Origin of the sequence: Streptomyces sp. NPDC058052 (genome assembly GCF_042885515.1) — a bacterium.
Lineage (GTDB): Bacteria > Actinomycetota > Actinomycetes > Streptomycetales > Streptomycetaceae > Streptomyces.
Genome location: NZ_JBHVRX010000030.1, coordinates 1 through 20,165, shown reverse-complemented (window position 1 = coordinate 20,165; position 20,165 = coordinate 1). Strand labels below are relative to the sequence as shown.

Here is a 20,165-nt window from a genome sequence, read left to right as displayed (position 1 = left end):
GGACTACCGCAGCCGCAGCACCCCCAGCAGCCGCTCCCACCACGACGGCCGCGCCCCGGACCGTCCGGCGGGCGGCGGCCCGGGCACGGCCGGCGCGACCGTCTCCCGGGTCGCGGCCGGCGCGGGGATCCCGGGCAGTTGCGAGGGCGGGGCCGTCGGCAGCGGGGCCTCGAACTGCTGCCCCCGCGGGGCCCGGGGGGCGAACGTGACCGGAAGCGCCGTCAGGTGCCGCGCCCAGGTCGAGGAGCGCCAGCTGAGGTCCTCCTCCGGCACGGCCAGCACGATGTCGGGCAGCCGGGTGAGGAGGATGTCGATGCCGGTGTCGGCGATGATGCGGCCCACGTCCTGGCCGGGGCACTCGTGACTGCCGGCGCTGAACGACAGGTGCGCGCGGTTGTGGTGGACCGGCGCCGACGGGTCCGGGCGGACCGCCCGGTCCATGTTCCCCGCGGCCAGCCCGAGCAGCAGCATGTCGCCCGCCCTGATCCGCTGTCCGCCGAGCGTGGTGTCCCCGTTGGCGTACCGGGACGGGCAGACCATCAGCGGCGGCTCGTCCCACAGGACCTGCTCGACCGCCTCCGGAAGCGTCATCTGGCCGCCGGCCAGCGAACCGCGGAACCTCGGGTCGGTCACCACCATCCGCAGCACGTTCGACATCAGGTTGGCGGTCGTCTCGTAGCCGGCGAGCAGGATCAGCCGCAGGTGGTGCACGACCTCCTCGTCGGTGAGGCCCGCGGGGTGGGACATCAGCGCCGAGGCGATGTCCTGACCCGGCTTGTCGCGCTTGTCGCGGACAAGCTGCTCCAGGCTCGCCACCACGAACGCGTTGCTCGCGAGCGAGGTCTCGGTCGCCTTGAACAGGTCCCGGGCGGCCTGGACGAGCTTGGGCGCGGCCTCGTCGGACATGCCGAGCAGGTGGATGAGGGTGAGCATCGGCAGGTGCTCGGTGAACCGGTCGACCAGCTCGGCCTCGCCGTTCTCGCAGAACGTGTCGATCAGCTCGTGGGCGAAGCGGTTGATGCGGCGCCGGATCCCCCGGTGGTCGAACTGGTCGAGGGAGGCGGTGACCGCGCTGCGCAGCCGCTGGTGCTCCTCGCCGTCCGCGCACACGCAGTCCGGCCGCCAGCCGATCATCGGCATCAGCGGGGAGGTGGCCGGGTCGATCTCCCCGGTGCTCCAGCCGTGCCAGACCCGCGGGTCGCGGGAGAACTGGGTGGAGCGGGTGGCCACGTCCCGGTTCTCGTTGTAGCCGAGGACCAGCCAGGCGCGGACGTCGCCGTCGAGCAGGACGGGTGCCACCGGGCCGTGGGCGGCGCGCAGCTCCTCGTACAGGCCCATCGGGTCGGTCTCGGCGGTGGGGCCGTAGAGCCGGGCCGCCCCGCCGGGTCCGGTGGCCGCGTGGGCCGGGCAGCCGGGCGGTGGGACGAGCCCGCTCTCGTGCGGGGCGTGCTCGTGGGCGGGGAGGGTCATGCGGTCTCCTGGGCGGCGAGGGAGCACAGGTAGACCATCAGCGAGAGCAGGGCGTCCCGGCAGGACGCCCGGTCACGTGCGTCGCAGGTGACGAGGGGGACGGACTCGCTGAGGGCCAGCGCCGTGCGCAGTTCTGGTAGCGGGTACTGCGGGGCCTCGGGGAAGGTGTTGACGGCCACGACGAAGGGGACGCGCCGGTCCTCCAGGCGCGTGATGACCTCGAAGCAGACCTCGATCCGGCGGGTGTCGACGAGGACGACGGCGCCGAGCGCGCCCTCGAAGATCCCGTTCCACAGGAACCAGAAGCGCTCCTGGCCCGGGGTTCCGAACAGGTAGAGGATCAGCTCCTCGTTGATGCTGATCCGGCCGAAGTCCATCGCGACGGTCGTGGTGCTCTTGCCCGACGCCCCGGGATTGTGGTCGATCCCGACGCCGGCCTGCGTCATCCGTTCCTCGGTGGTCAGCGGAGGGATCTCGCTCACCGCCCCGACCATCGTGGTCTTGCCGACGCCGAAGCCGCCGACGACGACGACCTTGACGCCCCTGGCGCCGTGCGGCAGGAGCAGGTCGGTGTCGCGCGGTCCTGCCCTGAGCGTGTCAGAGTCTCCGTAGTCCATGGATCACCGCCTCCAATAGGCCGCGGTCGGGGAAGGCCGCGACGGGCACGGGTGCAATCGCCTCCACGCGTTCGTCGTCGACGAGCTGGGACAGCAGCACGGTGACGACGCTGAAGGGGAGGCTGAGGTAGGCCGACACCTCGGCCACCGACAGCGGGTACGCGCACATGGAGAGGATGGCCGCCTGTTCGGGCTGCATCGAGGGTTCCGGTGCGGACCTGGTCGCGATCAGCGTGACGAGGTCGAAGGTCTTCGCCGAGGAGCCCTCGCCGCCGGTGATGACGTACAGCGGTACGGGGGTGCCCTCGTCCCAGCGGCGGGGGGTGTCCGGGGGATGGGGGTTGTCCGAGGTCACATCGCCTGCCGGACGACGTCTTCACGGGGCGGACTGGTCATGTGCCGGCCGATCCTGACCACGAGCGCGCGCATGCGGGCGCCGAGCAGTCCCGCGTCCACCTCCTCGTCGGCGAGGACGGCGAGGTAGGCGCCGGGGCCGGCCGCCATCAGGGAGAAGTAGCCGCCGTCGGCCTCGATCCCGACCATGTGGGTGGTGCCGTTCCCGTGCGGGAACATCTGGGCGATGGCCCGGGCCAGGCTCTGGATGCCGGAACAGGCGGCGGCGATCGCGTCCGCGGTGTCGGGCGCGGTGTTGGCCTGCCCGATGCACAGGCCGTCCGCGGAGAGGACGACCACGTGCCGTACGTGCGGAACGCCGCCCACGAGCTCGGTGAGCATCCAGTCGATGTTGGGCAGTGGCTGCATGTTATTCGACCTCATCAGACGGCTGGCTGTGCGGAGTGGGGGATGCGGTGTCCGCGTGCTTGTCGGCGTTGAACGCCTCCCACATCAGCCCGGGCTCGCGCGCGGACCGGCGGGGGGCGGGGGCGGGCTCGGGGCCCGTGCGGAGGACCGGCGTGGGGACGGGCGTGTCACGGCGACGGCGCGGCAGGCCGTTGAGGGTCGTCCCGTCGATGAACGGGTCCGCTCCGTCGTCCGGCGACGTGAGGAGGGGGATGGGCGGCGGCAGGGGCAGCGGCGCGGGGGCCGGCGGCGGTACGGTCGGGTTGGCGCGCGACGGCAGGGGCCGGATCGGTCCCGCCGCGCGCTTCCGGGCGGGCTCAGGGGTTCTCACGACGGGCTTCTCCACCGTGGTGATCAGGCGCCGGGGTACGAGGATCACGGCCCGTACGCCTCCGTAGGCGGAGGGACGCAGGTCGACGTCGCAGCCGTGCTCGCGGGCCAGCCGGCTCACGACCGGCAGGCCGAGCTGCGTCACCTCGCCCAGTCCGGCCAGGAACAGGCCCGACGCCGACTCCGTCATCACACGGTTGATGCGGTGCCGGACCTCCTCGGTGAGGCCGACGCCGCGGTCCTCGATCTCGATCGCGATGCCCGAGGGCACCTCGACGGCGCTCACCTCCACGGGGGTGTGCGGGGGCGAGAACGACGTGGCGTTGTCGAGGAGTTCGGCGAGCAGGTGGATGAGCGGCTCGGCGCCGGGGCCGATGACCGCGGCCTCCGTGACCGACTGGAGCTTGACCCGCGGGTAGTCGACGATGCGCGACATGGCGCCGCGCAGCACGTCGTAGAGCGGGATGGGCTTCGACCACTGGCGGCCGGGGCGGGCGTCGCCGAGGACGGCGATACTGGCCGCGAGGCGGCCGATGAGGGCGTTGCGGTGGTCGACGTCCTGGAGACCGCGGGCGAGCACCAGGTCCGTGCCGTGGACGATCTGCATCTCCCGCAGGTCCTTGGCGAGCTGGTGCACGATCGCCTGGACGCGGCGCGCGACGGCCACGAGCGCCCGCTGGGAGGAGTCCCGGGTGTTCTCCTCGGCCTCCACGGCCTCCAGGAGGGTCTGCAGCGCTCCTCTGAGCGCCTCGGTGAACCCGTCGTCGAGGTGGTCGCCGAAGCGGACGGAGTTCACGATCTCCGAGGCGGGGTCGCCCTTCTGGAGCCGGGAGACGGCGGCCGGGAGCAGCTCCTCGGCCAGCCAGACGGTGGTGGTCCGCTGGTCCGCGAGCCGGCCGAGCAGCGCGGCCTCGCGCTCGGCGTGCGCCTGGTACGCGGCCTGGACCGCCCGGGTGTGCCGGGCCGCCTCCGCCGCCCGCGCCAGGCGGACGGTCAGGGCGGTGCTGCCGACCGTGAGGGAGACCGCCGCGAAGCCGTACCAGGCCACCGGTGTCCGTATCTGCGCAGGCGCGAAGAGCAGCCCTATGGCGAAGAGAGCGGTCAGGACCCCCGGCGGGACGAGCCACACCGGAGCCATCGCACCGGGCCTGGCTCTGGAAGTTGAACCTGCGCGAACCATCAACGGTTTCCCTCAGCGTCTGGAATAGGGGAGGACTGAAGTGGCGCGACGTACCGACAGGAAAGAAGCGGACATTCGATCGATCACGTACGCGTGCTCGAATGGGACCGTTTTCGGGTCCCTTCGCCCACGCGTCGATGCCCGTGTCTCCTGGTGGCCGTGCTCCGTCGAGGCGCCCGCTCCCAGCGTTCATGACTCGCTGTGAGCGCGGCGCAACACATCTGCGGAGCATAGTCAGTTCGGGATTGGCGTGTGACCTCGATGGAGGGAAGGGTTCTATCGATCAAACTGGCCCTATAAGAGGGCGGGAATGCGTATCGAAAATGACAACAACTGATCAGACTGCGTGGCAGCGTGTCTTTTACCGGTCATTCCGAAAGGCGGTGCGAGCCGGAGTTCTCCTCCTCCGGGTCGCCCTCCGCGGTGGCCGCCGTCAGCGCCGCCGCCGGATCCCGGTCCGCGGGACCCACCGGGCACCAGTCGCCCCCGCCGCGCCGGTACGGCCACCACCGGCCGTCCTCGCCCAGCCGCAGCTGCGCCTCCGTGCCCGCCACCGTCCAGCGCGCCCCCGACCGGACCAGCTCCGGGCGCTCGCCGTCCTCCCAGGCGTCGGCGAGCCGCGCCGCGGCCCGCGTCAGGGCCTCCTCGTCCGGAGTCCAGGACTCCTCCAGGACGGCGAGGGCCGCGGCCCCGCCCCACCGCCACGCGCGCGTGGCGGCGTCCAGATCCGCCCGCGACCGCCCGGTGCGCGAGGCGAGCCGCGCGGCGACCCACGACGGCGGGCGCCCGACGGCCAGCCGGACCGCGTCCCCCGAGACCGTCGCCTCCGCCCCCAGGAGGCCCGGCGGGACCGCCCGGCCGGCGAGGAGCTCGGTGAGCAGCCGGTGGGCGCGGGCGGCCGTGTCCGCCGCCAGGAACTCCAGCGCGTCCGGCTCCACCCCCGGCTCCGGGTCCGTCTCCGTGTCGAGCGACGGCGGCTCCCCGGGGCCCGCCGCCGGCACCGGCACCGCGGGCAGCGGCGGCAGGATGTCCCGCAGCGCGTACGCCTCCGCCGCAGACACCCCGGCCGCCGAGCCGCCGGCACCCTCCTCCGCCCCGGCGTCGCCCGCCGTCCAGGACGAGGTCCCGCCCGCGCGGGCGGCGCTGCGGGCCCGGAGCGCGTCGACGACCGCCCGCTGCCCCCGTCCCCGCATCAGGAGCAGCGCGAACGGGTCCTCGTCCAGGATCCGCGCCGTCTGGTGGCAGAGCGCCGCCGTGTGCGGGCAGTGGTCCCACGCCTCGCAGCCGCACTCCGGCTCCAGGTCGCCGATGCCCGGCAGCAGGTCGACGCCGGCCGCCGCCGCGTCCTCCACCAGGTGCGGCGGCATCTCGTGGTCGAGCAGCGCGGCGATGTGACCGGCGCTGTCGACGGCGAGGTCGAGCAGCCGGTCCCACTCCTCGTCCGTCAGCGTGCGCACCAGCACGTCGCTGCGGTACGCGGTGCCGTCCCGGTCCTGCACGACGGCGGTGATCCGCCCCGGCCGCACCGTCACCGCGCCCACCGCGCCCGCGCGCGCGTGCCGCCGTCCCGCCTTCACCTGCTGCCCGTCGAGCGCCGTGTCCTCCAGCGCCTGCAGCCACGCCCGCCCCCACCAGGTGCGGGTGAAGGCCCCGCCCCGCGCCGGCGGCGCCGCCGCGAGGGTCAGCTCCTCGGCCTCGTGGCCCGTCCCGTACTCGCTCATCGTCCGTCCCCGTCCCCGCGCAGGGAGACCAGCTCCGCCAGTTCCGCGTCGGTCAGTTCGGTCAGTTCCGCGGGCGCGTCGCCCGACGTGCCGAGCACCGCGTGGGCCAGCTCGCGCTTGCGGGCGAGCATGGCGGCGATCCGGTCCTCGACGGTCCCCTCGGCGACGATCCGGTGCACCTGCACCGGCCGCGTCTGCCCGATCCGGTAGGCCCGGTCGGTGGCCTGCGCCTCGACGGCCGGGTTCCACCAGCGGTCGTAGTGCACCACGTGCTCGGCCCGGGTCAGGTTGAGTCCCGTCCCGGCCGCCTTCAGCGACAGCAGGAAGACCGGCACCTCGCCGTCCTGGAAGCGGGCGACCATCGCCTCCCGCTCGGCGACCGGCGTGCCGCCGTGCAGGAACTGCGTCCGCACCCCGCGCTCCGCCAGGTGCGCCTCCAGCAGCCTGGCCATCCCCACGTACTGGGTGAAGACCAGGGTGCTCGCCCCCTCGGAGAGGATCGTGTCGAGCAGTTCGTCGAGGAGTTCGAGCTTGCCGGACCGGCCGGCGATCCGGGGCCGCTCCTCCTTCAGGTACTGCGCGGGGTGGTTGCAGATCTGCTTCAGCGAGGTCAGCAGCTTCACCACGAGCCCGCGCCGCGCCATGCCCTCGGCCTCCGCGATGGCCAGCAGGTTCTCGCGCACCACCGCCTCGTACAGACCGGCCTGTTCCGGCGTCAGGGAGACGGCCCGGTCGGTCTCGGTCTTCGGCGGCAGCTCCGGCGCGATCCCCGGATCGGACTTGCGGCGCCGCAGCAGGAACGGGCGGACCAGCGCGCCGAGGCGCTCCGCCGCGGCCGGGTCGGTGCCGCCCTCGACGGCGGCGGCGTACCGGCGCCGGAACGCCCCGAGCCCGCCGAGCAGCCCCGGGGTCGTCCAGTCGAGGATCGCCCACAGTTCGGACAGGTTGTTCTCCACCGGGGTCCCGGACAGTGCCACGCGCGCGCGTGCGCCGACCGTCCGGAGCCGGCGGGCCGTCGCCGAGTACGGGTTCTTCACGTGCTGGGCCTCGTCCGCCACCAGCAGCCCCCAGGGGCGGGCGGCGAGCCGTTCGGCGTCGAGCCGCATCGTGCCGTACGTGGTGAGGACGACGTCCCCGTCGCCGAGCCCGCCGAGGTCGCGCGTGGTGCCGTGGAAGCGGCGCACGCGCGTGCCAGGCGCGAACCGCTCGAACTCCCGCTGCCAGTTGCCCATCAGCGAGGTCGGGCAGACCACGAGGGTCGGGCCCGCGGTGGCCGGGTCGTCCTGCCGGTGCAGGTGGAGCGCGATGACGGTGATGGTCTTGCCCAGGCCCATGTCGTCGGCGAGGCAGCCGCCGAGGCCGAGCGAGGTCATCCGGTGCAGCCAGTTCAGTCCGCGCAGCTGGTAGTCGCGCAGGGTCGCGGCGAGCGCGGCGGGCTGGGGGACCTCGTGGACGCCGCCCTCCGGATCGGCCAGCCGCTCGCGCAGCCGCTCCAGCGCCCCGGTGGCGACCACCTCGACCTGGCGGCCGCCGATCTCCGTGGTGCCGGTGAGGACGGCCGCGAGCGCGTCGACCGGCGTCACCTTGGCGTCCTGCCGCTCCCGGGCGTGCCGCACCTGCGCCGGATCGACGAGGACCCACCGGTCGCGCAGCCGGACGAGGGGCCGTCCGGCCTCGGCGAGCCGGTCCAGCTCGGCCCGGGTGAGCTCCTGGTCGCCCAGGGAGAAACGCCAGTTGAAGGCGAGCAGCGCGTCGGCGGACAGGAACGACGGCAGGCCGCCCCCCGCTCCCGCGCCGCCGGAGCCGTCGTCCCGGGGGCCGTCCTCGGCGGTCCCGGCGTCCGGCACGGTCCCGGCCGCGGTCTCCACGGGCCCGATCACCGCGCCGACGGTCAGCCGGTCCGCCAGTCCACGCGGCCAGTGCACCTGCATGCCGGTCGCGGCGAGCGCCCGGGACGCCGGGCCCAGCAGTTCGACGATCTCCTCGTCGGCCAGTTCCACGGTGTCCGGCACCGCGGACGTCAGCAGCGGGGCGAGCGGCGGCCAGGCGCGCGCCGCGCGCCGCAGCGCGAGCAGCGCGTCCATCGGGGCGCGCGGTCCGAGCGCCGCCGCCGGACCGGTGCCGGACCAGGCGTCGGACGCGTCCACGACCAGCGCCGGGTCGGCGGCGGAGTGCAGCTGGAGCACCGCGCGGAAGCCGGGGGCGGCCTCGGGCGCGCCGGAGCCGGTGAGTTCCAGGCGCAGCGACAGCCGTACGCCGGCGTCGTGACCGGCCGCCAGATCGTCGGCCCACGGCCGCTGTTCGGGGACGGTCTGCGGCTCCTCGGCGGCGAACGCGGGCCCGCCCGCCGCCAGCGGGGCGGCCGGGGTGCGGGGGAGGGTGTCGGCGACGGCGTCGAGGAAGGCGCGGAGCAGGGTCTCCGGCTCGGGCAGCAGCGGCTCCGCGTCCGCGTCCTCGTCCGGGCCGGCGTCCAGCGGGACCGCGTGCGCGGTCGGCGGCATCGACGCGGCGAGCGTCCTCAGCCGGTCCAGCTCCTCGGGGCCCAACGGCCCGGCCCGCCAGGCGTCGTGGCCGCCGGGCGTCACACCGGGCAGCAGCAGGCCGCGCGCCGTGAGGTCCAGGGCGAGCAGGGCGGCGCCGCCCCAGAAGGCGGCCGCGGGGTCGGCGTCCGCGGCGAACCGTGCGCGGGCGAGGAACGGCAGGGCGTCCTGTACGGACAGGGAGAGCGCAGGGACGGACACGGTCTGGAGGTCGGTCCCGTCCACGACCGTCAGCTCGTCCGGCACCGCTCCGGCCGGTCCCGGCAGGGGGAGGGGCTCGTCCTCCGGCGACCAGAGGACGATCCGGCCGGCGCGCGGAGGGTCGGCGGGCAGGAAGACGGCGGCGGGTGCGGCGGAGGATTCGGGGGCGGGACGAGAGGATCCGAGCGACGTCAACGCATTCCTCAAATTTGACTACCTGCGGAAGGAGTGGCCGACCTTACCCCAACCGCGGCGCGGAACACGCACATCCGGGCGTGACGCCCGACACATGTGCACCGTGCGGAGGCGGGGGTGGGGAACACCCCACCCCACGGCCCCGGCCCGCCCCCGCACCGGGCCGGGTGGTGACGCCATGGTTCCGGAACGTCACCGATCCGTACGGTGAGGACCGCCGCCGCCCCCTCGGCGCGGACGGCCGCCGCCCCCCGCCTCACAGAAGCCGGAGCCCTCCGATGCCCCAGGCCACCGCCCTCGCCCCCGCCCCGGCGTCCTCCGCCCGGACGCGGCGCGGCGGCAGCGAGTTCTCGCCGCTCCTGCGCACGGTGAAGGAGCAGGGGCTCCTCGACCACCGCCCCGGCTGGTACGCCCGGGACATCGGCCTCACCCTCCTCGGCCTCGCCGCCGTCGCCGGCACCCTCCTCCTCGCCGGCCCGACCTGGTGGGCCCTCCTCCTCGCCGTGCCGCTCGCGGTGCTCTCCGCCCGCGCCGCGTTCCTCGCCCACGACGCCGGACACGCCCAGATCACCGCGGACCGCCGGGCCGGCCGCGCGATCCAGCTCGTCCACGCCAACCTGCTGCTCGGCATGAGCCGCGAATGGTGGAACGACAAGCACAACCGCCACCACGCCCACCCCAACCACCTCGACAAGGACCCGGACGTCGCCGCCGACGTCCTGGTCTTCGCCGAGCACCAGACCGCCGGCCGCACCGGCCTGCGCGGCTTCCTCACCCGCCACCAGGCCCTGCTCTTCTTCCCGCTGACCACCCTGGAGGGGCTCGCGCTCAAGCTGTACGGCGTCCAGGCGCTGCTCGCGGAGGACGGCCCCTACCGCACCCGGCGCGAGCGCCTCACCGAAGGCGCCCTGCTCCTGCTCCACTTCACCGGCTACGCGGCGCTGCTCCTCACCGCCCTCACCCCCGCCCAGGCCCTGGTCTTCGCGCTCGTCCACCAGATGCTGCTCGGCGTCCACCTCGGCATGGCCTTCGCCCCCAACCACAAGGGCATGGAACGGCCCGACCAGCACGAGGACGGCGACAGCTGGGGCCATCTGCGCCGCCAGGTGCTCACCTCACGCAACATCCGGGGCGGCGCCCTCACCGACTGGTTCCTCGGCGGCCTCAACTACCAGGTCGAGCACCACCTCTTCCCGTCGATGCCCCGCCCCCACCTGCGGCTCGCCCAGCCCGCCGTCCGCGCCCACTGCCGCGCCCTGGGCATCCCGTACACCGAGACCGGTTTCGCCGACTCCTACCGGCAGGCGCTCGGCCACCTCCACGAGGTGGGCGCCACCCTCCGCGAGGAGCGCGCGGGACGCCCCGAGTAGGGTCGGGCGCGCATCAGGTCACCGAGAGCACCAGGGGGGCTCCACATGAGCGACGGCACCGTCACCACGGTCAGCAGCAACGGCGTCTACTCCTTCACCAAGCCCAACCGCGCGTCCGTCACGCTCCTCGCCGGCCTCGGCGTGGAGGGCGACGTCCACGCCGGCGTCACCGTCAAGCATCGTTCGCGCGTCGCCCAGGATCCGACCCTGCCCAACCTCCGGCAGGTCCACCTCATCCAGAGCGAACTCTTCGACGAGGTCGCCGAGGCCGGCTTCCGGGTCGCCCCGGGCGACCTCGGAGAGAACGTCACCACCCGCGGCATCGACCTGCTCGCCCTGCCCACCGGCGCCCTCCTCCGCCTCGGCGACGAGGCCGTCGTCGAGATCACCGGGCTGCGCAACCCCTGCGCCCAGATCGACAACTTCAGCCACGGCCTCCTCAAGCAGGTCCTGGGCCGCGGCGCCGACGGCGGACTCGTCCGCAAGGCCGGGATCATGGGCATCGTGCTGACCGGCGGCGAGGTGCGCCCCGGCGACCCGATCCGGGTGGAGCTGCCCGCCGGGCCGCACCGCCCGCTGGAGCGCGTCTGAGCCCCCGCGGCCCGCGGGACGCCCCTCAGGAGGGGCGGACGGCCAGCGCGTCGAGCCCTTCGAGCAGGGCCGGCAGCAGCGGACCGCGGGTCACCGGCAGCACCTCGCGCGGCAGGTCGTCGAGGAGGACGAAGGCCATGTCGTCGGTGCGGGCCACCAGCGACCACCCCGGGCCGTCGGCGCGGAGCGTCCGCGTGCCCTCGCCGGCGAAGCCGGACCGCACCCGGCCCACCGGCGGCGGCTCCTCCAGATAGCCCCGCAGCTCCTCCAGGGCGCGGCGCACCCCGGTGTACGGGCCGGGCCCGCCGTCCGCCGCCGCTCCGGCCGGCCGTTCCGCGGCGGGCTCCGGCTCGACCTGTTCGCGCCACTCGTTCCAGTGCAGCGCCACCTCGTCGGCGCCCAGCCGCCGCTGCGCGGGGCCCCAGGCGTCGCCGGAGGGCGGGACCAGCGGGGCGGGGTCGCCCTCCTCGGGCTCGGGGTCGTGCGGGTCGGGGACGCCGGGGGCCTGGGTGGCGACGGCGAGCGGCCAGCCCGGCAGGCCGGCGACCACGGACGCCTCGTCGGGGGAGAGGTCGTAGGCCATGCCGCAGTCCCAGGAGGCGATGGCCACCGCGACCAGCGACACGTCGTCGATGACGACGGTCCAGCGGGCGCCGAGCCCGTCCTGGCCGAAGACGAGCCCGTACCCCTCCTCGTACGGTTCGAGGCCGAGCGCCGCACAGGCCGCCGGGTAGTCGTCGCCGAGCACGCTCGGGAAGCGCGCGGGCGTCAGCAGGCACGCGGTGAGCACGAACAACGAGTCGTCGTCCGCCGGCGCACCGGCCGGGGACGCCGCCCGCACGTCGCCGGCCGTCGGTTCCTCCGCTGCCACGGCACCCTCCTCGCCTCGCTGCCCATCGGATCGTCGGCGCACCTTAACCAGTGAGTAGCTTCGCCGTCGAGAGGGGGAGAGACACCCCACGCGGACGCGGGACGTGTCCGGCCACGGGGGCGCCGGCCCGTCACAGGGACGGGCCGGGGCGCCACCGCGGCCGGACACGTCCCGCGACGTGAGCCGGCCCCGGACCTCCCCGGGGGAGGGGGCTCAGGCGGTGTTCCGGGCGGCGACGGCCCGGCGGCGTCCGGCGATCAGGAGACCCGCGGCGGCGAGGCCGAGCGCGCCGGCGCCGTACGCGACGCCCGAGCCCCCGTCCGTGCCCCCGTCCGCGCCCGCCGCCCATCCGAAGCCCGCCTCCACGGCGCCGTTCGGCGTGGCGGAGATCCGGTACGTGACGGTCTGCTTGATGCGGGGCGGGCACTTGAGGGTCACGGTGTCCGTGCCGGGCGCGGCGTCCGACGGCAGCGTGAACCTGCCCACCAGGACTCCGGGCCGGTCTCCGGCGAACAGGTGGAACGGGCCGCCCGCCACCGATTCGCCCTTGCCGTAGGTCTCCGCGCCGCAGGCGGTGGTGGTGACGGTGACGGTGCTGCCGGGGGCCGCGAGCCCCGGGTTGACCCGGACGTCACCGGAGGGTGCCGCCACGGCGGAGGGGGCGGACAGGACGAGGGCGGACAGGGCCAGGGCGAGCTGGGCACCCGTACGTGCGAGGCGCATGCTTCCTTCTCTCGTTCGGCGGAGCCTTCCCGGCCGGCTGGACAGCGCGGCACCTGTGCTGTGCTCCGAGCACGAGAAGAACCCCGACCCGTGACCACCGCAACGGGAGGTTCGCCCGCGATGTCGCGCGTTCGGGGGCTTGATCGTCCGCTCGTGCGGCCATCGCCGCAGGTCACGGGCGTCCAGACAGATTCGGAGAACACGGGGTGGTCTGCGCGCGAACGGGCGAGGGGCGGGAACCGGCCGGGTTCCCGCCCCTGGAGGCTCCGCGTCGGAGAAAGGGGTCAGCCCAGGCTCAGGACCGCCGTGAGCACCTTCCGCAACTCCGCCTCGGGATCGGCCGAGGCCCCCGGGGACCGCCAGGCGACGAATCCGTCCGGCCGGACGAGCACCGCGCCGTCCGCGGTGACGCCGTGGGCCTCCGCCCAGTCCGTGTCGCTCGCGGGCGAGAGCTCGGCGTCGGGTCCGCCGCCGATCCGGAAGGCGTCGAGCGGCACCGAGAGCTCGCCGCCGACGCGCGCCGCCGCCGTGTGCCAGCCGCCGGCGCCGTCCTCGGAGCTCAGCAGGACCATCGACCGCTCGTACAGGTCGAGGGTGGAGACCCGGGTCCCGGCGCGGTCCAGCCACAGGTGAGGCGCCCGGCTGCCGGGTTCGCCCGTCAGGCGCAGCCCGTCGGACACGGCCGGCTCCGCGGGATCGGCGCCCAGGACGGCGCCCTGCGGATAGCGGTAGCCGAGCACCTCGTTGAGGATGCCGCCCTTGCCGCCCTTGCCGCCCTTGGGGCCGCCGAATCCGGTCGCGGGCGCGTAGCCGGGGTGGCTGTGCTCCACCGAGCGGGCCGCGGCCCGGGCGCTCGTCACCACGGCCACCGGCCGCCGCTCCGCGTCGTAGGAGGTGAGCAGGCCCGGTCCCGCCCAGCCGCCGAGGACGGCGGCGAGCTTCCAGGCGAGGTTGTGCGCGTCCTGGATCCCGGTGTTGGAGCCGAACGCCCCGGTGGGCGGCATCTCGTGCGCGGCGTCGCCGGCGAGGAACACCCGTCCGCCCGCGTACCGTTCGGCGATCCGCTCGGCCGCGTGCCACGGAGCCCGGCCGGTGATCTCCACGTCCAGGTCCGGGACGCCCACGGCGCGCCGGATGTGGTCCGCGCACCGCTCGTCCGTGAACTCCTCCAGCGTCTCGCCGTGTTCGGGGTGCCAGGGGGCGTGGAAGACCCAGCGCTCCTGGTTGTCGATCGGCAGCAGGGCGCCTTCGGCGTCCGGGTTCGTGAGGTAGCCGACGATGAAGCGCCGGTCGCCGACGACGCCGGCGAGGCCGCGCGAGGTGAAGGTGACGCTCACGTTGTGGAACAGGTCGCCCTGGCCGGTCCGGCCGATGCCGAGCAGCTCGCGGACCGGGCTGCGCGGACCGTCCGCAGCGACGAGGTAGTCCGCGCGGATCGTGGTGTGCTCGCCGGTCTCACGGCTCTTGACCCGGGCGGTCACCGCCTCGGCGTCCTGCTCGAAGGACATCAGCTCCGTCGAGTACCGCAGATCGCCGCCGAGCTCCCCGGCGCGTGCGCGCAGCACCGGTTCGAGGTCGTTCTGGCTGCACAGGCACCATCCGGCGGGGCTGAAGCGGGCGAGTCCGCCGCCGGGGTCGATCTCCTTGAACAGCCACTCGCCCTCCTCGCCCACGAGGCTCGGCGTCTGCAGGATGCCGTTGTTCTGCAGGAGGACCGAGGCGGCGCGCTGGACGGACTCCGCGATGCCGGCACCGCGGAAGAGCTCCATGGTGCGGACGTTGTTGCCCCGGCCGCGCGGATGGATCGACGTGCCCGCGTGGCGCTCCACCAGCGTGTGCGGCACACCGAGGCGCCCCAGGAAGAGCGAGGTCGAAAGGCCCACCAGCGAGCCGCCGACGATGAGTACGGGTGTGTGGTGACCGATCGCCTCACCGGCCGGTTCGAGTCGGGTCATGCTGCGCCTCCTGCGTCGCCTGCGACGAGAGTCGGGGATGGAATGCAGATTCAAGTCCTTCGGAGCCGGGCCCGCGTGCCGGGGCACCCGGATGGCCCGCGGTTCACCCGCCTGCTCCACGGAACTCGCGCGCTCCGGGCGCTCCTGTCAACCATCGACACGTGACGGTCCCGGCGTGTCGGACACGCGGATCGTTCGCACCCCCCTCCCACTGAAGAGAAAGAGGTGTGCCGGATGGCCCCCTCGGGACGCATCTCCCAGTCGGTGTTCGACGGCTCCAGGCTGCGGGTGATCCTCCTGCTCGACCTGTACGAGGGAGCGCAGCAGCAGTTCCTCGACGCGTACGAGCTCATGCGCCGGCAGGTCGCCTCCGTGCCCGGCCACATCAGCGACCAGCTGTGCCAGTCCATCGAGAACCCCTCGCAGTGGCTCATCACCAGCGAGTGGGAGAGCGCGCCGCCCTTCCTCGCGTGGGTGAACAGCGAGGAGCACGTCGAGACCGTCAAGCCCATGCACAGCTGTGTCCGGGACACCCGGTCGATGCGCTACAGCATCCTCCGGGAGACGAACCCCGCGCAGCCGCAGCGGACGGTGCCCGCGGACACGCACGTGGAGGCCCGCGTCGGCGACGGAGTGGCACGCCACGCCCTGACCTTCACCGTCAAGCCGGGATCGGAGTCGAAGGTCGCCGAGATCCTCTCCGGGTACCAGTCCCCGTCGGCCCAGGTCGACGAGAACACCCGGCTCCGCCGCACCTCGCTCTTCATGCACGGCAACCGGGTCGTGCGGGCCGTGGAGGTCGAGGGCGACCTCCTCGCGGCGCTGCGGCACGTCGCCCGCCAGCCCGAGGTGCGGGCGGTCGAGGAGGCCATCAACCCGTACCTGGAGCAGGATCGGGACCTGAGCGACCCGGATTCCGCCCGCGTCTTCTTCACCCGCGCCGCCCTCCCGGCCGTCCAGCACGTGGTGGCGGACCGGCCGGCCCCGGCCGGGCTGCGCCGGCACGCGCTCTACTACCCGGCCGGGGAAGGCCGCGGGACGGAGCTCGCCCGGCTGCTCGCGCAGCAGGACAGGGACGCGGCGAGCGACCCGGACAGCCCCGTGTACGGCAGCACCGTCTTCCAGCGCGACGACATCGTGGTGCGCCTGATCGACATCGTCGGCGAACCGGACCTCGACGCCCTCGCCTCCCTCGGGCTGAAGGGCGCGGGGAAGCCCGCGGAGCTGGAGCGCCTGCTCGACGGCGCCGCGATCGGCGTCGAGGGCTCCCTGGACACGGAGCGCAACGTCAACCGCCTCCTGTCGCACGCCGACATGCTGCCGGTCACCGACCGCTCGGCGACTTCCTGACCGTCCGGTCGCGGCTTCCCCACCGCCGCTCCCGCCCACGGCACCGCCACATCTGGAGGTATCAACCATGCTCAAGCAGCGTCCGCGGATCGTGAACCTCAGCGAGACCGAACCCAACCGCAGGCGGGGAGGCGACCTCCGGGCCATGCTCACCCCGGCCACGGTCGGGTCCACCAGCGGCTTCATGGGCCTGGCCATCGTGCAGCCGGGCGAGCGCATCGGCGAGCACTACCACCCGTACTCCGAGGAGTTCGTGTACGTGGTCTCCGGCGCGCTGGAGGTGGACCTGGACGGCGAGACGCACCAGCTCCGGCCGGACCAGGGGCTCCTCATCCCGATCGACGTGCGGCACCGCTTCCGCAACGTGGGCGACGAGGAGGCCCGGATGGTCTTCCACCTGGGCCCGCTCGCCCCCCGGCCGAGCCTCGGCCACGTGGACACGGAGGTCACCGAGGACGGTGGACCCGTCGCCGCGGGACCCCACCTGACCGTGCACGACCCCGGTCCGGCGGCCGAGCGAAGCGGGGCAATCGAGTGACCCGGCGAGTGGCCGTCACCGGTATCGGTGTGGTCGCTCCGGGCGGGACCGGAGCGAAGGCGTTCTGGGACCTCCTCACCGCCGGCCGTACCGCGACGCGCGGCATCACCCTCTTCGACCCGGCCGGGCTGCGCTCCCGCATCGCCGCCGAGTGCGACTTCGACCCGGAGGCCCACGGGCTGGAGCCGGAGCTGAGCCGCCACGCCGACCGGTACATCCAGTTCGCCGCCGTCGCCGCGGACGAGGCCGTCCAGGACGCCGGGCTCGACACCGCCGCGGAGGACCCCTGGCGCGTCGCCGTCTCCCTGGGCAGCGCCGTCGGCGGCACCACCCGGCTCGAACACGACTACGTCCTGGTCAGCGAGGGCGGCCGGAGGTGGGACGTGAACCACCGGGCGGCCGACCCACGGCTGCACCTGGCGTTCTCGCCCAGCACGCTCGCCTCCCTCGTGGCCGAACGGTTCGGCGCCCGCGGCCCGGTGCAGACGGTCTCCACCGGCTGCACCTCCGGCCTCGACGCAGTCGGCTACGCCTTCCACACCATCCAGGAAGGCCGGGCGGACGTCTGCATCGCCGGCGCCTCGGACTCGCCGATCTCCCCGATCACCATGGCCTGCTTCGACGCCATCAAGGCCACGTCGCCCGACAACGACGACCCGGAGCACGCCTCCAGGCCCTTCGACAACAACCGCAAGGGGTTCGTCATGGGCGAGGGCGCGGCCGTCCTCGTGCTGGAGGAGTACGAGCACGCCCGGGCCCGGGGCGCGCACGTCTACTGCGAGATCGGCGGCTACGCCACCTTCGGCAACGCCTACCACATGACCGGCCTGACCGGCGAAGGCGTGGAGATGTCCCGGGCCATCGACTCCACGCTCGACCAGGCCCGGATGGACCCCACCCGCGTCGACTACGTCAACGCGCACGGATCCGGCACCCGCCAGAACGACCGGCACGAGACCGCCGCGGTGAAGCGGTCGCTGGGCGCGCACGCCTACGACACGCCCATGAGCTCCATCAAATCCATGGTGGGGCACTCGCTGGGCGCGATCGGCGCGATCGAGGTGGCGGCCTGCGTCCTGGCGCTGAAGCACCAAGTGGTGCCCCCGACGGCGAACTACGAGACCCCCGACCCCGAGTGCGACCTGGATTACGTGCCGCGCACCGCCCGCTCCCGGAAGCTCAGGAACGTGCTCTCCGTGGGCAGCGGATTCGGCGGCTTCCAGTCCGCGGTCCTCCTCACGGGGCCGGCCGGGAGGACACGATGAGCACTGAGCGCCCCGCGCGGGTGGCCGTCACCGGCATCGGGGTGGTCGCCCCCAATGGACTGCGCGCCGACGCGTACTGGAAATCCGTACGGGAAGGGCTCGGCGCCCTGGACCGCGTCACCCGTGAGGGGTGCGAGGACCTGCCGCTCAAGGTCGCGGGCGAGGTGCGCGGCTTCGAGGCGGCCGACCTGATCGAGGAGCGCTTCCTCGTCCAGACCGACCGGTTCAGCCACTACGCGATGGCGGCCGCCCAGCTCGCCCTCGACGACGCCGGCATCGCCCGCGACGCCCCGGAGGACCCGTTCTCCGTCGGCGTCGTCACGGCGGCCGGTTCCGGAGGCGGCGAGTTCGGCCAGCGCGAGCTCCAGAAGCTGTGGGGCCAGGGATCCAAGTTCGTCGGCCCCTACCAGTCCATCGCCTGGTTCTACGCCGCGAGCACCGGCCAGATCTCCATCCGCAGCGGCTTCAAGGGGCCGTGCGGGGTGGTCGCGAGCGACGAGGCGGGCGGACTGGACGGCATCGCCCACGCCGCCCGGGCCGTGCGGCGCGGGACCGGTGCCGTGGTCGTCGGAGCGGCGGAGGCCCCCCTCGCCCCGTACTCGGTGGTGTGCCAGCTCGGATACCCGGAGCTCAGCACCGTCGAGGACCCGGACCGCGCCTACCGTCCCTTCACCGAGGCGGCCTGCGGCTTCGTCCCCGCCGAGGGCGGAGCGATGCTCGTCGTGGAGGACGAGGAGCGCGCCCGGGACCGGGGTGCGGCCGTCCGGGCCTTCGTGGCCGGCCACGGCGCCACGTTCACCGGCGCGTCCCGGTGGCGGGAGTCCCGGGAGGGACTCGCCCGCGCCGTCCGCGTCGCCCTGGACGAGGCCGGGTGCGCCCCGGAGGAGATCGACGTCGTCTTCGCCGACGCCCTGGGCGTGCCCGAGGCGGACCGCGCCGAGGCGCTGGCGATCGCCGACGCCCTCGGGGCGCACGCCACCCGCGTGCCCGTCACGGCGCCCAAGACGGGCATCGGCCGCGCCTACTGCGGGGCGCCCCTCCTGGACACCGCCGCCGCGGTGTTCGCGATGGAGCACGGCGTGGTGCCCCCCACTCCCTATGTGTTCGACATCTGCCACGACCTCGATCTGGTGATGTCCCGCGCTCGCCCCGCCGAGCTGCGCACGGCCCTGGTGCTCAGCCGGGGACTCATGGGATCCAACGCGGCGCTGATCGTGCGCCGCGGCGACGACTCCGCCCGGTAGGACCGGGCGGGAAGGAGAGCACAGATGATCACCACGGCACTGACCTTCGACGAACTCGCCGCGCTGATGAAGCAGTCGGCCGGGGTCACCGTCGACCCCGCGGAGCTGGAGAAGGCCCCGGACGCGCCGTTCAGCACCCTCGGCGTCGACTCGCTCGGCCTGCTGGGCATCGTCGGCGAGCTGGAGAACCGGTACGGCGTGGCGCTGCCCACCGACGCCGAGCGCAGCAAGTCGCCGGCCGACTTCCTCGCCCTGGTCAACGGCGTCTTCCAGAAGGGGGCCTGACGTGTCCGGCCGCACCGACAACAGCATCACCATCGAGGCGCCGCTCGACCTCGTCTGGGACATCACCAACGACATCGAGAACTGGCCCTCCCTCTTCAGCGAGTACGCCTCCCTCGAGGTGCTCTCCCGCGAGGGCGACTCCACCACCTTCCGCCTGACCATGCACCCGGACGAGAACGGGAAGGTCTGGAGCTGGGTGTCGGAGCGCACCGTGGACCGCGCCGGGCGGTCCGTCCGCGCCCGCCGCGTCGAGACCGGCCCGTTCGCCCACATGAACATCCGGTGGGAGTACGAGGACACCCCGGCCGGCGTCCGCATGCGGTGGCTGCAGGACTTCGCGATGAAGCCCGACGCCCCGGTCGACGACGCCTGGATGACCGACAACATCAACCGCAACTCCCGCACCCAGATGGCCCTCATCCGGGACCGCATCGAGCAGGTCGCCCGTGACCGCCGGAGCGCCCCGGTCCTGCCCGGCTGACCGGATCCGGCCCGCGCACCCGCACCCCCAGGAAGGACGCTCGATGCACCACTCCCTGATCGTCGCCCGCATGGCACCGGATTCCGCTCCAGCCATCGCCGACGTCTTCGCCGCCTCCGACCGCGGTGAGCTCCCGCACCTCGTCGGCGTCACGCGCCGCCGCCTGTTCCAGTTCGGCGACGTGTACCTGCACCTCATCGAGTCGGAGCAGGATCCCGGGGCCGCCATCGCGAGACTGACCGGTCACCCGGAGTTCCGGGACGCCAGCGAGAAGCTGTCGGCGTACGTCAGCGCGTACGACCCGGAGACGTGGCGGAGCCCGAAGGACGCCATGGCGCAGTGCTTCTACCGCTGGGAGCGCGGCGGAGGATCCTGATCCTCCGAGGCGCCGCACGGCAGGAGCGAACCGAGGCCGCCCGCCCCGCACGACGCGGGGC

The 20,165-nt window shown here is 74.0% G+C and carries 19 protein-coding genes; 9 read left to right on the top strand and 10 right to left on the bottom strand.

Features of this window, described 5'->3' with window-relative positions:
* Window positions 1–3: 3 nt before the first annotated feature.
* The 7 genes from ACFVU3_RS31235 to ACFVU3_RS31205 form a co-directional block, all read right to left on the bottom strand.
* Window positions 4–1,470 carry a cytochrome P450 gene (locus tag ACFVU3_RS31235; protein WP_390071501.1) on the bottom strand — a complete coding sequence of 489 codons (1,467 nt, stop codon included), beginning with the start codon at window positions 1,468–1,470 and terminating at the stop codon, window positions 4–6.
* Window positions 1,467–2,087 (bottom strand): ATP/GTP-binding protein, encoded by a 621-nt coding sequence (locus tag ACFVU3_RS31230; RefSeq protein ID WP_390071499.1) that lies wholly within the window; start codon window positions 2,085–2,087, stop codon window positions 1,467–1,469. Before ACFVU3_RS31230 ends, ACFVU3_RS31235 begins: the two co-directional genes overlap by 4 nt.
* Window positions 2,068–2,442 carry a DUF742 domain-containing protein gene (locus tag ACFVU3_RS31225; protein WP_390071497.1) on the bottom strand — a complete coding sequence of 125 codons (375 nt, stop codon included), beginning with the start codon at window positions 2,440–2,442 and terminating at the stop codon, window positions 2,068–2,070. Before ACFVU3_RS31225 ends, ACFVU3_RS31230 begins: the two co-directional genes overlap by 20 nt.
* Entirely contained in the window at window positions 2,439–2,849 is a 411-nt protein-coding gene (locus tag ACFVU3_RS31220) for a roadblock/LC7 domain-containing protein (protein ID WP_030493298.1), read from the bottom strand. The genes ACFVU3_RS31225 and ACFVU3_RS31220 overlap by 4 nt, the downstream gene beginning before the upstream one ends.
* Before the next feature lies 1 nt (window position 2,850).
* Window positions 2,851–4,356: a sensor histidine kinase gene (locus ACFVU3_RS31215; protein WP_390071495.1), complete on the bottom strand. Its 1,506-nt coding sequence runs from the start codon at window positions 4,354–4,356 to the stop codon at window positions 2,851–2,853.
* 410 nt (window positions 4,357–4,766) lie between these two features.
* Window positions 4,767–6,119, bottom strand: a complete 1,353-nt coding sequence (locus ACFVU3_RS31210) for an SWF or SNF family helicase (protein WP_390071493.1) — start codon at window positions 6,117–6,119, stop codon at window positions 4,767–4,769.
* Complete coding sequence (locus ACFVU3_RS31205; protein WP_390071491.1) at window positions 6,116–9,055, bottom strand: DEAD/DEAH box helicase; 2,940 nt, start codon at window positions 9,053–9,055, stop codon at window positions 6,116–6,118. The genes ACFVU3_RS31210 and ACFVU3_RS31205 overlap by 4 nt, the downstream gene beginning before the upstream one ends.
* 278 nt (window positions 9,056–9,333) lie before the next feature.
* Here ACFVU3_RS31205 and ACFVU3_RS31200 point away from each other — a divergent pair, with 278 nt between their 5' ends.
* Window positions 9,334–10,425 (top strand): fatty acid desaturase family protein, encoded by a 1,092-nt coding sequence (locus tag ACFVU3_RS31200; RefSeq protein ID WP_390071489.1) that lies wholly within the window; start codon window positions 9,334–9,336, stop codon window positions 10,423–10,425.
* A 45-nt stretch (window positions 10,426–10,470) separates the two neighbouring features.
* Window positions 10,471–11,016 carry an MOSC domain-containing protein gene (locus ACFVU3_RS31195; protein ID WP_390071488.1) on the top strand — a complete coding sequence of 182 codons (546 nt, stop codon included), beginning with the start codon at window positions 10,471–10,473 and terminating at the stop codon, window positions 11,014–11,016.
* A 25-nt stretch (window positions 11,017–11,041) separates the two neighbouring features.
* Here ACFVU3_RS31195 and ACFVU3_RS31190 read toward each other — a convergent pair whose 3' ends face one another.
* The 3 genes from ACFVU3_RS31190 to ACFVU3_RS31180 all read right to left on the bottom strand — a co-directional run bounded on the left by ACFVU3_RS31190 (window position 11,042) and on the right by ACFVU3_RS31180 (window position 14,565).
* A complete protein-coding gene (locus ACFVU3_RS31190) occupies window positions 11,042–11,887 on the bottom strand; it encodes a hypothetical protein (protein ID WP_390071486.1) in 846 nt (281 codons plus the stop codon).
* 213 nt (window positions 11,888–12,100) lie between these two features.
* A complete protein-coding gene (locus ACFVU3_RS31185; RefSeq protein WP_390071484.1) occupies window positions 12,101–12,610 on the bottom strand; it encodes a sortase in 510 nt (169 codons plus the stop codon).
* A gap of 284 nt (window positions 12,611–12,894) precedes the next feature.
* On the bottom strand, window positions 12,895–14,565 hold the full coding sequence (locus tag ACFVU3_RS31180) for an FAD-dependent oxidoreductase (RefSeq protein ID WP_390071482.1): 1,671 nt from the start codon (window positions 14,563–14,565) through the stop codon (window positions 12,895–12,897).
* Window positions 14,566–14,799: 234 nt separating this feature from the next.
* On the opposite strand from ACFVU3_RS31180, the gene ACFVU3_RS31175 reads away from it, so the two are divergent.
* The 7 genes from ACFVU3_RS31175 to ACFVU3_RS31145 all read left to right on the top strand — a co-directional run bounded on the left by ACFVU3_RS31175 (window position 14,800) and on the right by ACFVU3_RS31145 (window position 20,104).
* The gene (locus ACFVU3_RS31175; RefSeq protein ID WP_390071481.1) at window positions 14,800–15,915 is read left to right on the top strand and encodes a SchA/CurD-like domain-containing protein; all 1,116 of its coding nucleotides are present in this window, start codon (window positions 14,800–14,802) and stop codon (window positions 15,913–15,915) included.
* Window positions 15,916–15,982: 67 nt separating this feature from the next.
* Window positions 15,983–16,453, top strand: a complete 471-nt coding sequence (locus ACFVU3_RS31170; protein WP_390071479.1) for a cupin domain-containing protein — start codon at window positions 15,983–15,985, stop codon at window positions 16,451–16,453.
* Window positions 16,450–17,718 carry a beta-ketoacyl-[acyl-carrier-protein] synthase family protein gene (locus tag ACFVU3_RS31165; protein WP_390071477.1) on the top strand — a complete coding sequence of 423 codons (1,269 nt, stop codon included), beginning with the start codon at window positions 16,450–16,452 and terminating at the stop codon, window positions 17,716–17,718. The genes ACFVU3_RS31170 and ACFVU3_RS31165 overlap by 4 nt, the downstream gene beginning before the upstream one ends.
* Window positions 17,715–18,962 (top strand): ketosynthase chain-length factor, encoded by a 1,248-nt coding sequence (locus ACFVU3_RS31160; protein ID WP_390071475.1) that lies wholly within the window; start codon window positions 17,715–17,717, stop codon window positions 18,960–18,962. The genes ACFVU3_RS31165 and ACFVU3_RS31160 overlap by 4 nt, the downstream gene beginning before the upstream one ends.
* A gap of 24 nt (window positions 18,963–18,986) precedes the next feature.
* The gene (locus ACFVU3_RS31155) at window positions 18,987–19,247 is read left to right on the top strand and encodes an acyl carrier protein (RefSeq protein WP_390071473.1); all 261 of its coding nucleotides are present in this window, start codon (window positions 18,987–18,989) and stop codon (window positions 19,245–19,247) included.
* A gap of 1 nt (window position 19,248) precedes the next feature.
* Window positions 19,249–19,728 carry an SRPBCC family protein gene (locus ACFVU3_RS31150; protein WP_390071471.1) on the top strand — a complete coding sequence of 160 codons (480 nt, stop codon included), beginning with the start codon at window positions 19,249–19,251 and terminating at the stop codon, window positions 19,726–19,728.
* A 43-nt stretch (window positions 19,729–19,771) separates the two neighbouring features.
* Complete coding sequence (locus ACFVU3_RS31145) at window positions 19,772–20,104, top strand: TcmI family type II polyketide cyclase (protein WP_390071470.1); 333 nt, start codon at window positions 19,772–19,774, stop codon at window positions 20,102–20,104.
* Window positions 20,105–20,165 lie beyond the last annotated feature (61 nt).

What these genes read in the sequence shown, in the direction of transcription:
- ACFVU3_RS31195 (WP_390071488.1), top strand. Translation starts at nt 10,471, where the DNA reads ATGAGCGACGGCACCGTCACCACGGTCAGCAGCAACGGCGTCTACTCC.
- ACFVU3_RS31175 (WP_390071481.1), top strand. Translation starts at nt 14,800, where the DNA reads ATGGCCCCCTCGGGACGCATCTCCCAGTCGGTGTTCGACGGCTCCAGG.
- ACFVU3_RS31215 (WP_390071495.1), bottom strand. Translation starts at nt 4,356, where the DNA reads ATGGCTCCGGTGTGGCTCGTCCCGCCGGGGGTCCTGACCGCTCTCTTC.
- ACFVU3_RS31160 (WP_390071475.1), top strand. Translation starts at nt 17,715, where the DNA reads ATGAGCACTGAGCGCCCCGCGCGGGTGGCCGTCACCGGCATCGGGGTG.
- ACFVU3_RS31155 (WP_390071473.1), top strand. Translation starts at nt 18,987, where the DNA reads ATGATCACCACGGCACTGACCTTCGACGAACTCGCCGCGCTGATGAAG.
- ACFVU3_RS31230 (WP_390071499.1), bottom strand. Translation starts at nt 2,087, where the DNA reads ATGGACTACGGAGACTCTGACACGCTCAGGGCAGGACCGCGCGACACC.
- ACFVU3_RS31180 (WP_390071482.1), bottom strand. Translation starts at nt 14,565, where the DNA reads ATGACCCGACTCGAACCGGCCGGTGAGGCGATCGGTCACCACACACCC.
- ACFVU3_RS31210 (WP_390071493.1), bottom strand. Translation starts at nt 6,119, where the DNA reads ATGAGCGAGTACGGGACGGGCCACGAGGCCGAGGAGCTGACCCTCGCG.
- ACFVU3_RS31185 (WP_390071484.1), bottom strand. Translation starts at nt 12,610, where the DNA reads ATGCGCCTCGCACGTACGGGTGCCCAGCTCGCCCTGGCCCTGTCCGCC.
- ACFVU3_RS31170 (WP_390071479.1), top strand. Translation starts at nt 15,983, where the DNA reads ATGCTCAAGCAGCGTCCGCGGATCGTGAACCTCAGCGAGACCGAACCC.
- ACFVU3_RS31235 (WP_390071501.1), bottom strand. Translation starts at nt 1,470, where the DNA reads ATGACCCTCCCCGCCCACGAGCACGCCCCGCACGAGAGCGGGCTCGTC.
- ACFVU3_RS31200 (WP_390071489.1), top strand. Translation starts at nt 9,334, where the DNA reads ATGCCCCAGGCCACCGCCCTCGCCCCCGCCCCGGCGTCCTCCGCCCGG.
- ACFVU3_RS31220 (WP_030493298.1), bottom strand. Translation starts at nt 2,849, where the DNA reads ATGCAGCCACTGCCCAACATCGACTGGATGCTCACCGAGCTCGTGGGC.
- ACFVU3_RS31145 (WP_390071470.1), top strand. Translation starts at nt 19,772, where the DNA reads ATGCACCACTCCCTGATCGTCGCCCGCATGGCACCGGATTCCGCTCCA.